Annotated in this window: 13 protein-coding genes; 6 read left to right on the top strand and 7 right to left on the bottom strand. The window is 61.2% G+C overall.

What is annotated here, in order from left to right:
- Nucleotides 1-72: 72 nt before the first annotated feature.
- Together ACHFGA_RS03115 and ACHFGA_RS03110 are read right to left on the bottom strand one after the other, a co-directional pair.
- Nucleotides 73-300, bottom strand: a complete 228-nt coding sequence (locus ACHFGA_RS03115) for a hypothetical protein (protein WP_394280973.1) — start codon at nucleotides 298-300, stop codon at nucleotides 73-75.
- Nucleotides 301-344: 44 nt separating this feature from the next.
- Nucleotides 345-2,750, bottom strand: coding sequence for a cytochrome P450 (locus tag ACHFGA_RS03110; protein ID WP_394280972.1), 2,406 nt, complete (start codon nucleotides 2,748-2,750; stop codon nucleotides 345-347).
- Between the two features lie 498 nt (nucleotides 2,751-3,248).
- On the opposite strand from ACHFGA_RS03110, the gene ACHFGA_RS03105 reads away from it, so the two are divergent.
- From ACHFGA_RS03105 to recR, 5 genes are all read left to right on the top strand, one after another.
- The gene (locus ACHFGA_RS03105) at nucleotides 3,249-4,523 is read left to right on the top strand and encodes an aminotransferase (RefSeq protein ID WP_394280971.1); all 1,275 of its coding nucleotides are present in this window, start codon (nucleotides 3,249-3,251) and stop codon (nucleotides 4,521-4,523) included.
- Entirely contained in the window at nucleotides 4,524-5,090 is a 567-nt protein-coding gene (locus ACHFGA_RS03100) for a hypothetical protein (protein ID WP_394280970.1), read from the top strand.
- A gap of 17 nt (nucleotides 5,091-5,107) precedes the next feature.
- Entirely contained in the window at nucleotides 5,108-7,654 is a 2,547-nt protein-coding gene (locus ACHFGA_RS03095) for a DNA polymerase III subunit gamma and tau (protein ID WP_394280969.1), read from the top strand.
- 238 nt (nucleotides 7,655-7,892) lie between these two features.
- Complete coding sequence (locus tag ACHFGA_RS03090; RefSeq protein ID WP_394280968.1) at nucleotides 7,893-8,237, top strand: YbaB/EbfC family nucleoid-associated protein; 345 nt, start codon at nucleotides 7,893-7,895, stop codon at nucleotides 8,235-8,237.
- Between the two features lie 109 nt (nucleotides 8,238-8,346).
- Nucleotides 8,347-8,973 carry a recombination mediator RecR gene (gene recR / locus ACHFGA_RS03085; protein WP_394280967.1) on the top strand — a complete coding sequence of 209 codons (627 nt, stop codon included), beginning with the start codon at nucleotides 8,347-8,349 and terminating at the stop codon, nucleotides 8,971-8,973.
- 35 nt (nucleotides 8,974-9,008) lie between these two features.
- On the opposite strand, the gene ACHFGA_RS03080 is transcribed toward recR, so the two are convergent.
- The 4 genes from ACHFGA_RS03080 to ACHFGA_RS03065 all read right to left on the bottom strand — a co-directional run bounded on the left by ACHFGA_RS03080 (nucleotide 9,009) and on the right by ACHFGA_RS03065 (nucleotide 13,651).
- Nucleotides 9,009-9,767 carry a type 1 glutamine amidotransferase gene (locus ACHFGA_RS03080; RefSeq protein WP_394280966.1) on the bottom strand — a complete coding sequence of 253 codons (759 nt, stop codon included), beginning with the start codon at nucleotides 9,765-9,767 and terminating at the stop codon, nucleotides 9,009-9,011.
- Nucleotides 9,760-11,043 (bottom strand): MurT ligase domain-containing protein, encoded by a 1,284-nt coding sequence (locus tag ACHFGA_RS03075; protein ID WP_394280965.1) that lies wholly within the window; start codon nucleotides 11,041-11,043, stop codon nucleotides 9,760-9,762. Before ACHFGA_RS03075 ends, ACHFGA_RS03080 begins: the two co-directional genes overlap by 8 nt.
- Before the next feature lie 18 nt (nucleotides 11,044-11,061).
- Nucleotides 11,062-12,060, bottom strand: coding sequence for a DNA polymerase III subunit epsilon (locus ACHFGA_RS03070; protein ID WP_394280964.1), 999 nt, complete (start codon nucleotides 12,058-12,060; stop codon nucleotides 11,062-11,064).
- 67 nt (nucleotides 12,061-12,127) lie between these two features.
- A complete protein-coding gene (locus ACHFGA_RS03065) occupies nucleotides 12,128-13,651 on the bottom strand; it encodes a hypothetical protein (RefSeq protein ID WP_394280963.1) in 1,524 nt (507 codons plus the stop codon).
- A 280-nt stretch (nucleotides 13,652-13,931) separates the two neighbouring features.
- Between ACHFGA_RS03065 and ACHFGA_RS03060 the strand changes: the two genes are divergently transcribed.
- Nucleotides 13,932-14,561 carry a MerR family transcriptional regulator gene (locus tag ACHFGA_RS03060; protein ID WP_394280962.1) on the top strand — a complete coding sequence of 210 codons (630 nt, stop codon included), beginning with the start codon at nucleotides 13,932-13,934 and terminating at the stop codon, nucleotides 14,559-14,561.
- A gap of 37 nt (nucleotides 14,562-14,598) precedes the next feature.
- Here ACHFGA_RS03060 and ACHFGA_RS03055 read toward each other — a convergent pair.
- Nucleotides 14,599-14,805: alpha-isopropylmalate synthase regulatory domain-containing protein (locus ACHFGA_RS03055; protein WP_394280961.1), on the bottom strand; the 207-nt coding region annotated here is incomplete at its 5' end.

Below are 14,805 nucleotides of genomic sequence, written 5' to 3'. Positions count from 1 at the left end.
GCGGCATAAACAAAGGCCGGCCTCGCACCTGGTGGGGTGGGAAGCCGGCCTCTGTAGGTGCCGAACTGGCGGCTAGCCGTCGTGGCGCAGGAACTTCAACGCGTAGTCGAAGATCTTGGTCACGCAGAAGTCATCTTCAGCGCCGGTCGACGCGGTGATGAGCAGCTCGCGGAGCTCTTCGGTGGACTTGCCCTCGATCAGGTTCTTTTCTTCGCTGTCTTCGAGGTAGGTCTTGAAGTGTCCAACTAGCTTTTCTTCTGGAACGTCCTTGAAAATGTCCCACAGGTCAACGTGTGCCATTAGTACTGTTCTCCTTCTAGGGTGTCTGCCGGGTGGCGGGGTAGTTAGATATCCAGGACCAGCTTCTCGCCAGCGCAACCGCGGGACACACAGGTCATGATGGAGTTGTTGGCCTGCTTCTCCTTAGCGGTCAGTACTTGGTCGCGGTGCTCAGCATCACCGGAGATGATGCCCACCTCGCAGGTACCACACAGGCCCTCGCGGCACTCCGCGTAGAGCTCGACACCCGCGTTTTCCAGGGTCTCCAGGAGGGTCATGTTCGCAGGAACCTCGTACTCGACACCCGTAGAGTTCAGTTCAACGGTGAATGGCTTGTTCTTCGATGGGTCCAGCAGCGTGGTTGCGGTGAAGGACTCACGACGAACAGCGTCTTCTGGCCAATCCTTGGTCACCTCGAGAACCTCGTTGGTGAAGCGGTCTGGGCCACAGGTCAGTAGCTGAACGCCCTCTTCGTAGCGGTCTGCGAACTGGGAGATATCCATGCGGTTATCTTCGTCGGAGATGTAGAGGTGAGCGTTGGCGCCGTGGTCACGAACGATGTCCTCCAGGTAGCTCATCTTGGTCTTGGAGGAGCCGGAGTAGTGCAGCTCGTACTCGATGCCTTCGCGCTTTGCCTCGTCGGCCATGGCCAGCATTGGGGTGATGCCGATACCTGCACCAACTAGGATGAGCTTCTTGGTGTCAACACCGAAGCGGAAGTTGTTACGAGGGCCGCGGACCTTGACGATCGAGCCTTCGTTGACGTTTTCGTGGATCCACTTGGAACCACCGCGGGACTCGTCCTCGAGCTGGACGGCAATCTCCCAGGACTTAGGGGTCATGCGGACCAGGGAGTACTGACGGTTCAGGCCACCAGCATCGATCTCGATGTGTGCGCCGGAGAATGCCTGTGGCAGGTCGATGTCCTCGAGAGGCTCCAGGGTAATGGAACGAACCTTGTCGGTGACGTCTTGGACCTTGGTGACCTTCATCTCGCGGGTCTTGAGCTCGCGGGATGGGCCGTTGTAGACGATCTCTGGGTTCTCGTCGGAAATCTCACCGTGGCGCTCAGGGTTCTTCTCTGGATCCCAGGTGACCTTGATGGTCTGAGGGCCGCGGAAGGACACGGACGGCAGGCGACCGAAGTCCTGGTTCGGATCCATCTCGATGTGTGGCAGACGCTTGAGGAGCTGCTGCAGCAACATCTGGATCTGGAGACGTGCCAGGTTACGGCCCATGCACTGGTGGATGCCGTAGCCGAACAGCAGGTGCTTGGTCACGTTGTCGCGGTACAGGTCGAAGATGTGTGGGTCCGGGAACATCTCTGGGTCGCGGTTTGCGGCAGAGGTGACCAGCAGGACGCGCTCGCCAGCCGGGATCTTCACACCGCGTACTTCAACCTCGTTGAGGGTGCGGCGACGCCATGCGTGGGAGCCACCGTTGAGGCGGAAGGACTCTTCGATAGCGTTCGGGATCAGCTCTGGCTTCTCCTTGAGCAAGTTCCAGAGGTCTGGACGCTCGGAGAGCAGGTAGATGAATAGGTTCGATGCCGAGTTCGCGGTGGTGTCGTGTGCTGCGGTCACAGCGGACATGGTCTTCGAACGCAGGTAGTACATCGGAACAGACTCTGGGTCCTCGCGGTGTGCGCGGATGGAGTGAGGGACCCAGCCGGTGCCTGGCTCGTTTTCTTCAGCCAGCAGCAGCTTGTTCAGCACGCGCTGGGAGTGCTGCCAGAACTTGCCGTTGGTCACCGCAACGTTGGCCTGCTGCTCTAGGGTCGCCTTGCCCCAGGTGGCGGTGGCGTGGCCCAGGGAGTAACGGTGGATCTTCTCCATGTCGTCGGCGGGGATGCCCATGAACTTCAGCGCCACGGTCAGTGGGGAGATGTGGAGCAAGTTCTTGAAGATGTCGGTCTCGCCGTCATCGATGAACTCGTCGATGTAGGAGTCCACGGTCTCGCGGACCATTGGCTCGAGCTTGCACAGCTCGTCCACCATGAATGGCTGCTCAAGCGCGCGACGACGAGGGTTGTGAATTGGCTCGTCGGTGTTCACGATGGTGTCGCGGAAGTCGTAGCCGTAAGAGTCCAGCACTGCCTGGTTCTCGTCGGAAAGCTTGACCGTCTTTTCCAGAGCGGTGTGCGCGGTGTAGTTGTCGGTGTCCTTGAAGATCTTCAAGCAGTCTTCGTAACGGGTAACTACCCAGTATCCGGTCTTGTGGGAGTAGAACACTGGCTGGTTCTCGAACGCATACTCGGAGTGCTTCCAAGGGTCGTCGACGAATTCCTGGCTCAGGAAGTCGAAGTCTGCGTCCGCACCCTCGCCTGGGGTGCCGAAGATTTCTAGGGCTTCTTCAACTGAGAGGGTATCCATCTCGCCGTTGAGGTATGGGCACTTGGTTTCTGCTGCGTTTGGGTCGTTTGCCTGGCCAGCGTTGTTCAGCTGGTCAATCATGTTGTTCACATCGGTCATGATGTACGCCCCTCCTAATGGGGTTGTGTTCTGTACGCCAAGAAGGCGAAGTGTTGTGTCCTGGGTTACAGCCATGACCCTAAGGTGAGGCTGGGGGCATTACAAGGAGGTTTTTGTGACCCGTCCGATAGGTTGCCCCCTTTTGGGTTTAGAATAGAATTACCTTTGATTGCGAATGTTGCTAGTGGGGGTGCTTGCAATAAGCAAACGTGCTGTTTGGGAGGGTTGTGGGGGTGGATTCCGGTCGCGATCGGACATTTCGGACAAACCGACGAAGATTGCATGCCCCAGGGTGGGTCCCAGGGTATGAACTCGGGTTCCGTTATGGCCCGTTTCCCCCTCTCGAGGCCAGAAATCTGGTGCACCAGGCTGGGCGCCCGCACTGACGCACATCTAGTTAGCCGCAGAACTGGCATCGCGGGAGCATATAGTTCAGCGCTACGATGGTCCCCAGACGTTTTAGATCACGCTCAAGACGAGAACAAAGGAAAACACCACATGTCCCTGTTGAACCTAGACGCTCAGGCTCTCGACGAGCTGTCCACCCAGGCCCGTGAACAGTACGAGCAGCTCAAGTCATCCGGACTCAAGCTGGACCTGACCCGCGGCAAGCCTTCCGCAGAACAGTTGGATCTTTCCGACGAGGTACTGGGCCTTCCCGGTGCTGGCACCTATACCTCTAGTAATGGTGAGGACGTGCGCAATTACGGCAACCTCACCGGCATCGTCGATATCCGCGCGATCTGGGCCGAGTTGTTGGGCGTGGACGTGGACAACATTTATGCCGGCGATTCCTCCAGCCTGAACATCATGTTCGATCTGGTCGCGTGGTCCTACCTTTTCGGCAACAATGATTCTGAGCGTCCGTGGCGCGAAGAGGAGACCGTGAAGTGGATCTGCCCAGTTCCGGGCTATGACCGCCACTTCACCATCACGGAGAAGCTCGGCTTCGAGATGATCAACGTTCCCATGCTAGAGGACGGCCCAGACATGGATGCCGTCGAAAAGCTCGCCCAAGACCCGCAGGTCAAGGGCATGTGGACCGTACCCGTCTTCGGCAACCCCACGGGCGTGTCCTTCTCGGAGGAGGTCGTCGACCGGCTTGCTGCAATGGAGGCCGCGGCACCAGATTTCCGCATCGTGTGGGACAACGCCTACGCAGTGCACACGCTTACCGACGAATTCCCCACCCTCTACAACGTGCTGGAGAAGTCGGCCGCTGCCGGCCACCCGAACCGATTCTGGGTGCTCACCTCCACCTCGAAGATCACGCAGGCAGGTTCCGGTGTGTCCTTCTTTGTATCCTCGAAGGACAACCTGCAGTGGTATTCCTCTATCGCAGGCGTGCGTGGCATCGGCCCGAACAAGGTGAACCAGCTGGCGCACGCGAAGTTCTTCGGCGATGCCGACGGTGTGCGCGCCCACATGGCAAAGCACGCCGAAATCTTGGCACCAAAGTTTAAGGCGGTGCTGGAGATCTTGGAGAACCGCCTGGGCGAGTATGAAGTGGCCCGCTGGACCCACCCGACCGGCGGCTACTTCATCTCCCTGGATGTGATCGATGGGACCGCGACACGGGTGTGGGAACTGGCGCGTGACGCGGGTATCACGTTGACCCAGGCAGGTTCCTCATTCCCGCTGAAGGACGATCCGAACGATCGCAACATCCGCCTGGCCCCCTCGCTGCCCCCGCTGGACGAGGTAGAGCAGGCGATGGACGGTGTGGCCACCTGTGTGCTGCTTGCGGCTATCGAAAAGTTGCAGGGGAACTAGGTGACTGGCGAGGAGATAGCAGTCTGGCTCTCCAATATCTTTGGAGAGCTCGGCCTTGCTGATATCGACGGCCGTCGCGTTGCTTTTTCTACACTCTCAGGCGGCGCCCGTGCCGCCACGAGCTGTGGTTTTTCCACAGTGGACACCGGCCTAGTCATCGAGGCGGACCAGGAGACAGAGGTGCGCGCAGAGATCGTCGTGACGTCCTCGTCGGCAAGCGATGTTGAGCTCGCCTCCGCACTTCTTGCCGCTTGCGACATGCTGCAAGAAGCAGGTGGCGGGATTCCGGGGCAGCCGGGCACGCTGCTGCCGGGGCTGGTGGAACGATCGCATCTGGCGGAGGTTGCGGACAGCGAGCTGACGGTGCGCCACGGCCTGTTGCGCGAACCGCGCCTTTTTGAGCAGGGCACCCCGAATTTCACGGAGCCAGGCCGGATGACGTTGCTGCTGGAGCTTGTGTTGCTGACCGGCGACGAATTCGAAATCGCCCGTGATCGTGGCCTAGATGGCCTGGAGACACGACTGCGCAGGCGGGCAACAGACCTGGGGGAGTGGACCCGCGAGTAGGGGGTAGGGTGGACGGCGTGGCTTTATACCGGAAATATCGTCCCGCATCGTTTGCGGAAGTTGTCGGCCAGGAGCAGGTAACCAGGCCCCTGAGCACTGCTTTAGACACTGGGCGTATCAACCATGCCTACCTGTTTTCCGGTCCTCGAGGATGCGGCAAGACTTCGTCGGCACGCATCCTCGCCCGTTCGCTGAATTGCGTGGAGGGACCAACATCCACGCCGTGCGGCCAGTGCCCATCGTGCATTTCTCTGGCGCCGGGTGGGAGCGGCAACCTAGACGTGACGGAGCTCGACGCGGCATCGCACCGCGGTGTCGATGATATGCGCGAGCTGCGCGATCGCGCCTACTACGCGCCGGCTGAGTCGCGCTACCGCGTATTCATCATCGATGAGGCCCACATGATCACGACTGAGGGGGCGAATGCCTTGCTGAAGATCGTGGAGGAGCCGCCAGAGCACCTGATCTTTATCTTCGCGACGACGGAGCCTGAAAAAATCATTGGCACGATCCGCTCGCGTACCCACCATTACCCGTTTCGCCTGCTGACCCCGCAGGCAATGCGTCAGCTGCTCGAACGCACTGTGGAGGCTGAGGGGGTGCGTGTCGACGACGATGTCTACCCCTTGATCATCCGCGCCGGAGGAGGTTCGCCGCGCGATACCCTTTCGCTTCTGGATCAGCTTCTTGCAGGTAGCGGGCCAGATGGTTTGACCTATGATGAGGCGCTCCCACTATTGGGTGTGACCGATCTTGGGCTGCTTGACTCCATCGTGAACGCTTTGGCCGACAGCGATGGTGCTGGCGCGTTCCAGGCGGTCGATGATGTGATTGAAGCAGGCCATGAGCCGCGCCGCTTCGCCCTGGATTTGCTGGACCGTCTGCGTGACTTGATGATCATTCAGGCCGTGCCTGATGCTTTCGGCCAAGGGCTCGTTGATGCGCCGACGGATCGCGCTCAATTACTTACTGAACAGGCCTCCCGTTTCACTGGCCCGCGGTTGGCGCAGCTTGCCTCCGAGGTGAATGAGAGGATTTCGAGCCTTCGAGGTGCGACCAGCCCACGGCTGCTGCTGGAGATTATGGTGGCCCACCTGCTTGCTGTGCCGGCAACGTCGGGCGCAGCGCCGGTGGCCGGTGCTACGCAGCCTGCAGGGGCAGGACCTCAGCAACCTGCTGGCCAGGCCTCACGCGGGGGAGGAGCTGCAGCTGCCCAGGCCGCGGCGGCCGCGGCTGCGGGTCGGACGAAGAGCTCGTCGACACCAGCTCCGCGCCAAGCACCACGGCCAGAGCCGGCCAAGTCGGCGCCGGCACAGCCGCAGGCGCAGCAGCCGGCACAGCCTGCGCCCCAGCAGGAGCCCGCGCAACCTGAACCTCGGCAGACTGAGCCCCAGCAGCAGGCACAACCTGAACCCGAACGCAGAGAACAAAAGGCGCCCGAGCAAACCGAGCAGCGGGAGCAACAGCGGCAGCAGGAGCCACCTGAGCAGCCGAAGCAACCTGAGCAGGAGACGCAACCACAGCAAGCTGAGCCGACTGCGCAGCCGAAGCCTACTGCCCCTGCAGCTGACACCAGCGAGGACCTGTTCGGCAGGATCAAGAAAAACTGGACCCAGCTGCGCCAGTATGTGGGTGGGCGCAACAAGGTCGCCGAAATTATGCTGACTGAAGCGCGCCCGCTGGGAATGGAGGACAATACCCTCGTCCTCGGGCACAATACCGGGGCGTTGGCGCAGCGGATCAACTCGGAGAAGAACAACGCAGACATCGTTTCTGCCTTCTCTGAGAAGTTGGGCACACAGATCGCTGTGAAGTGTGTCATCGGGACTGATCCCTCTGCCGCGGGGTTTCGCCACATAGAAAAGAAGCCAGAAGTCTGGAATCCTCAAGCGGAGCGACAGCAGCCTTCTCACGGGGACCAGCGGAATTCTGAACAGGGAAGTGACCCAGATTCGGATCCTGAGCCGGCCCCGCCCGTTGGGGCCGTCACCGCTCCGTCTCAAGAAGAGGTAACAGCCCCCTCGGATCCGGAGCAGAATCAGAACCAGCCCCAAACAGGCTGGGGAGCACCCGCGCGAATTCCTGGGCAGCAGACCACAGGAGAAAATCCGCGTCCAGCAGATAGCGCCGCGCCAGCGCAGCCCACCCAGCAGCAGCGCCCTCAAGCAACGAACGCGGAGAGCGCCGATGACTGGAGGTCCATTGCGCGAGAGGCAGCGCAGCGGGCCGGGGAACGTCGAAAGCGTGAGCGCGAGGATATTCCGTTACCCCCAGAACCTATGGATGAGGATGCGCCCCCGCCGCCCGACCACTTCGACGCGCCCCAGCGACCCCGCGGTGGGCACCAGTTCGGGCAGAACCAGCCGGGGCAGCCGGCGCAACAACCCCAGCAGAACCAGCCTGTCTCGCAACAACCGCAGCAACCACAGCAGCCTTATTCTCAGGACGATGAGGAACAGGCGATGGCGGACCAGGCGCAGGAACCGGGGCAATTCGATCGTCGTGATGCGACTCAGGTCGCGATGGAATTGCTGCAAAAAGAACTCGGTGCGAAGCCACTATAAGTAGCCCTGAACAGGGAAGACTATTCGCTCATCATTCCATCATCCCGTGATGATAAACGCCCATACACCGCAGCGGTATGGGCACCGATGGAATGGTGAGTGAATCGGCGGTATGGCCGTTCGTCGGCAAGCGAACGTGTTCGCTGAGGGCGCACGCGACTGGGCGGCACGGCGGGGAGACGGCCGGTAGACTAGGAAGAAATCTTCACGCGAAACAAGCGAACGAAAGGCACTTAGCATGACTAACCCACAGCAGCCGGATATGAACGAACTGTTCCGCCAGGCCGCAGAAGTGCAGGCTCGCCTCCAGCAGGCGCAGCAGGAACTGCTGGAAGCAACCGTGTCGGGTTCTGCCGGCGGCGGCTTGGTGAATGTCACCATGACCGGTGGCGCAGAGATCACCGATATTCAGATCAGCAAGGAAGCCGTGGACCCAGAGGATGTGGAGACTCTGCAGGACCTCATCCTCGCGGCCTACCGCGACGCGCACACGAAGGCTGCTCAGCTGGCCGAGGAGAAGGTTGGTCCGCTGACCCAGGGCCCACAGGGTGAGACTGACCTGTTCGGCGGTTTGATGGGCTAGTCGCCTCGCACTAACACGACACACCAACGCCCGGCTGGTCCGGGCGTTTTGTATGCTTGGCCTTTGGGCTGCCTGTAGGCGGCAGCTTTCCGACGAAAGGGGACACCACATGTTTGAAGGGCCTTTACAGGATCTTATCGACGAGCTGTCGCGGCTCCCCGGCGTTGGCCCAAAAAGCGCGCAACGTATCGCCTTTCACCTGCTCAGGAGCGACCCCGAAGATATTGACCGGCTACGTGCCGCACTAGCGGCCGTGCGCGACGGTGTGACATTTTGTCGGATCTGCAACAACGTTTCGCGTGATGATATTTGCCGGATCTGTGCCGATTCCGGCCGCGACACTTCTGTGGTGTGTGTCGTTGAGGATGCCAAGGATATCCAAGTCATCGAGCGCACGGGTGAGTACGTCGGTCGCTTCCACGTGCTCGGGGGTGCTCTGGACCCCTTGGCGAACGTGGGGCCCAAGGACTTGAACATTTCGTCGCTGCTGCAGCGTATCGGCGGTGTGCTGCCTGACCGTGAGGGGGAGGACGCCCCGCAGATCAGCGAGGTCATCTTGGCTACCGACCCCGATACTGAAGGGGAGGCGACCTCCAGTTATCTGGCCCGTTTGTTGAAAGACTTCCCAGACCTTGTGGTCTCCCGCCTAGCCTCCGGAATGCCTTTGGGCGGGGACTTGGAGTTTGTCGACGAGCTCACGCTCTCACGCGCGCTGTCGGGCCGCCTTCGCCTGTAGGCGAACCGGCCCGCGCGCTGCCGGGCGCTTGTGGCTTAACGCAAGCGCTCGAGGCGCAGGCGGTCAACCTCAGGCAGCTCGAGGGGCTCCAACTCGGTGAGTTTCTTCCCCATGGCTTGAGCCAGAAGGAGATCTGCAAGCTGCGGGTTGCGGGCCAGGGCAGGGCCGTGCATGTAGGTGGCGATCACGCTGCCCTGCACGGCACCCTCGGCGCTGCGCTGGCGGGAACCGTCGGCAATCATATCCGCAGTACTTGCGGAATCGGTGTTGCCAGTGCCGCGGGTGAGGCGGCCCAGAGGTTCCGCACTTGGGCCTAGGACCGTGCCGCCGAGGTGGTTCTCGAAGCCGGTCAAAGGCTCAGTCAGTTCTGCAGTAATTCCAGCGTGGGTGGGGTGCGAGGTCACTTCACCGGTGGCGCGGGTTGCCATCGGGAGGGTGGTGGCGTCGATCAGTCCGATGCCGTCGCCCTGCTTGCCGGAGGCGCGGAAAGACTCGCCAAGCACCTGCATGCCGGCGCACACCGCAAAGATAGGACGGCGATTAATCGCGGCACGGACCAAGCCATTATCTTTCGCTAGGTGTTCCGCGGCCAAGGTTTGGGCGGAATCCTCGCCGCCGCCGATGCAGTAGATGTCCAAGTGTTCGGGGATGGCGTCGTCGAGCCGAATGCGGAGGATTTCCGCCTTCATTCCCCGCATGCGGGCGCGCTGGCGCAGGACAAGGGCGTTGCCATCGTCGCCGTAGGTACCCAGCACGTCCGGTAAAACTAGGCCAATGGTCAGTGAATCAGTCACGGTAATCCTCCTGCTTCGCGATGTCACGCTTCAAATCACGGAAGGCTGTGTAGTTTGCCAGCACCTCGATGCGCCCGGGTGGGCACGCCCGTATCGCCTCGATCGGGTCGTGAATGAGCTCGTGGTCGATGTCTGCATACAGCAGGCGAACGGCTAAGTCAGTGCCACGTTCACCAGCCGCCTTCACAGAGACGTCTTCGAAGTCTTCGAAGCGAACATCCCACAGCCAGGACAAGTCTTCGCCGTCAGCAACCTGGCCGTTCACGGCGATGACTAGGCCGTCGGCCTCCTTGTGCAGCATGGACAGGGCCTCTTGCCAGCCGGCGGGGTTCTTCGCCAAGAGGAAGTGCACCTCACGGTCGCCAAGATGGACGGTGGAGTAGCGCCCGGCCACATTATCCACGCCCTCTGCCGCGGCCACGGCCGCTTCAACGTCCACATCAAACGCCTCAACTGCGGCGGCTACTGCCTGCCCGGCGTTGCCCCGGTTCGCATTTCCGGGCAGCTTCAGATCCAGCGCCACCAGCTCACCGTCTGGCGTGGTCAGCCCGTCTGGGGTGACGATCCAATCCGGAGTCGGTCGTCGGAAAGTACTGCCATTGGGCAGGGGCTTGACCGCGTACCAATCATCCTCGGTGCGCACTACGTGGCCGCCGCCGCGGGGGTTCGTCACGGAATCGCCCAGCCAGCCCGCGCCGGCGGAGACCCAAATGACATTCTTAGCGTCCCACGCCACCGAGGTCATCAACACGTCATCACAGTTGGCGATCACCGTCATATCAGGGTGCGCCGTCACCGCGGAGCGCAGCGCGCGCTCGATGGAATTGATCTCACCGACGCGGTCCAGCTGGTCGCGCGATAGGTTGAGCAGAACCAGGGCCTGCGGATTGATCTTGTCGGCCACCGCCGGCACGTGCAGCTCATCAACTTCCAGCACAATGTGGCTGGCCTCCGGGGAGGCCATGAGCGCGGAGATGATGCCCGCGTCCATGTTGTCGCCACCATCATTCGTGGCCACCGTGTACTTTGTACGCAGCGCGGCCGCCAGCATGCGGGTGGTGGTGGACTTGCCGTTGGTGCCGGTGACCAGGACCGCGGGGCGATCGTCGGCAAGCGAAGACATAATGTTCGGGTCGATCGCGCCGGCAATCAGGCCACCAATCATGCCGCCCGCGCCACGGCCTGTGGCGCGCGAGGCCGTCGTGGCGGCTTTCGCGGCGGTGGTGGCCACGCGCGTGCGTAGCGACTTCAACCGGCCTAAAGGTGAAGAACTCATGCGTCCACGATAGCGAAATTATGCGCCGGACTTGAGTTCTTCCACCGCTGCCAGGAAATCTTTATCTGTCACCAGGGGAATCTCTTTCCGATGCGCGTGCATGGCCTTTCCCCGCAAGTCAGTGCGCAGATTGGTTACCACCAAAGATGCCGTCCGTGTCAACTTTTCCCTGTAGGTCAAGCCCGCCTCGCGCCCGGCTTTGATCAATTCTTCTGGGGCGATCTGCACATCGTCACTCACGACGAACTCCATGCCTGGTGCCAGCCCGCGCGCCACATCATAGACCCCGGGGTTCTCGTGCTCTGGCTCGGCTTTCTCCGCCTCCACGCGGATATGCGTGCGCTGCAGGCCAAAACGGTCGGGGTTCAATTCCTTCGGGCCGAAAGAGACGATGGGGCCGCTAGACTCAAGCGCGCGGTACAGATCGACCAGCACCAGCGTTGCCTCGCGTGAGGTTTCCTCCTCGGGGCGGTCAGCCCGGTCCACGCTGGCGATGGGGCTGGGCGCATGAACCCCCAGCTTGGCGGCCACCGCGTAGAGCCGGGTATCAGTCAGCGCGACCCCGCGACGCCTGGTTGACGCGAGCGTATCGACGATCGCCTCAGGCCGTGGAACGTGCCCAACCCTTTGGCGGCGCCTGCCCCGCCCACGGTTGCGGGAGCGGTTCGCGCGTGCCGCTGCGTTCATGGCGCGGCGTGCCTCTGAGACGATGAAACCCCACTCTTGAGGGGCATCATGCACGACAAGGGTGCGGCCGTCGATCAGTTTGTCCAAAGTCTTGAGATGGGAGGAGAAGCGCTGGGCCTGGGAGAATTCGGAGTAGGGCACACCGTGGCGGTGGATCGGCCCAGGATCGCCCCCCGTATTGAAGATGGTGTGGAACTCTTCTCCCGTGTTCCCCTCGGCATCAAAGGTCACCGCGTCAAGAGTGAGCAGGCGTCCCGTCGATGGGTGAATCCCCGTCGACTGCACATGCACCGCAATAAACGGGTGCGAAAACTCCTGCTCAGTGGTCATTGTTCAGATTGTAGCTAACCGCGGTTCAACACGTTCCATAGCCATCACTAGTAGCGGTGATGCCGACCTAGAAAGTTTGCTGCCACGGGAGCTGGCCTAGGTCCCAGTTGGAGCGGATCTCTCCACCCGGGATCTGAACCACGTACTCATTCGGGATCTGCTCATTGTTCGCAGGTGCCCGCGGGGGCGCAGGTGCCGGAGCTGGCGCTGGGGCGGGGGCTGGTGCGGGAGCAGGGGCTCGGTACTGTGGCGCTGGAGCGGGTGCAGGCGCTGGGGCCTGGTACTGCGGTGCCGGGGCGGGGGCTGGCGCTGGGGCCGGAGCAGGGTTCTGTGCTGGTTGCTCCGGTGCGGGCGCCGGGGCTTCAGCAGGTGCTTCACGACGAGCACTGTCGGCCTCTGCGCGCTCACGCTCCTCGGCTTCCTCGCGGGCCGCGTCCGCTGCTCCGTCGCCGTCTCCCTTGTCCTCCTCCTTGTTGGTGTCCGCGCGTTCGGCATCACCAGATGAGTATGGGAAGAAGCGATCATTCGGATCACGGTCTGGCCCGCCGAACGTAGCGGCGATATTATCCGCTGTCAGTGGCAGGGAACCGGTGATTCCCAGCACGGCGGTTCCACCGAGAACCACCGCGCCGACGGCTGCGGCTACGCCCAAGAATCGGCGGCGAGACTTCATCTCATTGGGAAGGGTGTCCGCTTCAAATTCTTCGTCGGCAAGGCGCGCGGCTTCCGCAGCATCTTGGTCGGCCTTAAACCGTGTGATTTCAGGCGCCACCTGCGGAATAATCGTCGTGTCATCGAGTGCTTCAGGAGCCGATTCCTTAACGACCGCCGGCATCGTCATCGTCGGCGCGGAGGCCTCCTGAGCAATCTTCACCTCCCGCTTTTCGACGAGGGGAAGCGGCGACACTGCCAGAGAGTCGATATCGAAGAAGTCATCGGCGTAGACGACTAGCTCCGGCGCCCCCGCAACAGGCGCGTGATAGGAGCGGGCCAAAGTGGCCAGTCCACGCCTAGACAATTGAGAAACCGTGGGATGCAATGCTTGCGAATCTGCCGGGGAGAGGTCACCGATGTAACGCCCACCAATAGAGGCAGTTAGTCTGCTGTCGCCTTTGGGGTGCAACTCGACGAGCAGGTGCATGCGCTCATTGTGCTCCCCCTCGGCCGCACCATCGAGAAAGTTCACGGTGCGGCTAGGGCCTTCGTCGAGAAGCACCCAGGGGGATTCCGGCGGATTGTTGCGGGGAAGGCACAGGCCCGGGCGGGGCAGACGCAGCACGATCGTCGGTTCTGCACCTGCGTAGGCGTAGGAGATACGTGCGGTAACCTGCGGAGTGAGTCCGGCGGAGATGATCCAGTCCAGCTCGGGATACTCGCGGCGGTCATATTCACTGATACAGCCAAGGATTTGGCCATCAAAGTGCAGGTGGAAACCGCGAGAGAATTCGTCCGGAGTTAAAGAGGCAGCGACATCAGCCACCTCAGCGCCGGATTCCTCCAACACAGTACGCGCAACGTCCGCGTTGATATTTTCCACTGGAATATTGCGGACGGCGCCGAGACCGTGATCGGGAACAACATACTGCGTCATTGGTCCATCACTACTTCCTCGGTTCGTTTCCGCGCCGTATGCAGCGGCGGAGTATCGGCGCGATACATCCCATTTATCTTACACATACTTTGCCCGTGACTTCGACTGCACTTCAGGACACTAGTGTAGAGGAATTCTTGGCGAAATCCTATCCACGCAAAAGTAAAATCGCTGGTTAATTAAGGTGGGCGGCCGCGGAAAAGGTTGATGAGGAGGGAGTGCGTGCGGCACAGTTCGGGATTATTCCTAAAACTAAGAAAAACTAAGTAAAATATAAAACATGCGCATGGCTAATTTAAGCAAACTCTCAGGTATTGGCGTATCGACGATCAAGTTCTACCTCCGCGAAGGATTGCTTCCTCCGGGGGAGCGGACCCAGGCCAACCAGGCCCGATATGACAATGGCCACCTAGCTCGCCTTCAACTGATTCGAGCTCTCTCCGATGTCGGTCGACTCTCTTTGGCGGAGATAGGCAAGGTGCTTCGCGTATTTGACCAAGGCGGGCTGCCGATCCAGGGGCTCGCCACGCTGCGCGAAAATTCCACCGCAGAATGCGGGCGCGAAGAGTCCGAACAGCAAGCATCCACCAGTTTGGACAGTCTTCTTGAGCGCCTCGGCTGGAGTGTTTCAAAAAGTAGCCCCGCCTACCGGGCCGCAGTCCACTCCCTAGGAGCATTGGCCATGGTTGACGGGGAATTGCCAGCGGATACGCAACTGGATGCTTTCGCACAAGCCGCCGAAACAGTGGTGGAAAACGACGATGCGTCCCGCCTTGCCATCTGCAGCGCCACCGACGATGCAAAGACGGATGAGTGTGACTACCACCGCCTCCTCGTTGGGGCGATGCGCCGCGACCAGCTGCTCGCTGCCCTGACTCTATTGGCGACAGAGAGCAAACTGGCCAGCTAGCCCTCCCCGGCGGAGGCAATCGTCGTGAAGCGACCTGCTACATGCCAGGCGAAACCTGGACCTTCAGTCCACGGTTCACGGCAGAGACGATCGCCTTCACCGATGCGCGGGTGGTGGACCCGGCGATGCCCACGCCCCACGCCTTAGCACCGTCAACATCTGCGTAGATGTAGCAGGCGGCATCAGCATCATCACCGGCGGAGCGGGCCTGCTGGGAGTAATCCTGCACCTCAACATCAATCTT

Source organism: Corynebacterium sp. (assembly GCF_043426755.1).
In the GTDB taxonomy this organism is placed as follows: domain Bacteria; phylum Actinomycetota; class Actinomycetes; order Mycobacteriales; family Mycobacteriaceae; genus Corynebacterium.
The sequence above is the reverse complement of the archived record's forward strand: the minus strand, read 5'-3'. Positions and strand labels throughout refer to the sequence as shown.

Excerpts from the sequence above, each read along its gene's own strand:
- ACHFGA_RS03115 (WP_394280973.1), bottom strand. The coding sequence starts at position 300 with ATGGCACACGTTGACCTGTGGGACATTTTCAAGGACGTTCCAGAAGAA.
- ACHFGA_RS03110 (WP_394280972.1), bottom strand. The coding sequence starts at position 2,750 with ATGACCGATGTGAACAACATGATTGACCAGCTGAACAACGCTGGCCAG.
- ACHFGA_RS03105 (WP_394280971.1), top strand. The coding sequence starts at position 3,249 with ATGTCCCTGTTGAACCTAGACGCTCAGGCTCTCGACGAGCTGTCCACC.
- ACHFGA_RS03090 (WP_394280968.1), top strand. The coding sequence starts at position 7,893 with ATGACTAACCCACAGCAGCCGGATATGAACGAACTGTTCCGCCAGGCC.
- recR (WP_394280967.1), top strand. The coding sequence starts at position 8,347 with ATGTTTGAAGGGCCTTTACAGGATCTTATCGACGAGCTGTCGCGGCTC.
- ACHFGA_RS03075 (WP_394280965.1), bottom strand. The coding sequence starts at position 11,043 with ATGAGTTCTTCACCTTTAGGCCGGTTGAAGTCGCTACGCACGCGCGTG.
- ACHFGA_RS03070 (WP_394280964.1), bottom strand. The coding sequence starts at position 12,060 with ATGACCACTGAGCAGGAGTTTTCGCACCCGTTTATTGCGGTGCATGTG.
- ACHFGA_RS03065 (WP_394280963.1), bottom strand. The coding sequence starts at position 13,651 with ATGACGCAGTATGTTGTTCCCGATCACGGTCTCGGCGCCGTCCGCAAT.
- ACHFGA_RS03060 (WP_394280962.1), top strand. The coding sequence starts at position 13,932 with ATGCGCATGGCTAATTTAAGCAAACTCTCAGGTATTGGCGTATCGACG.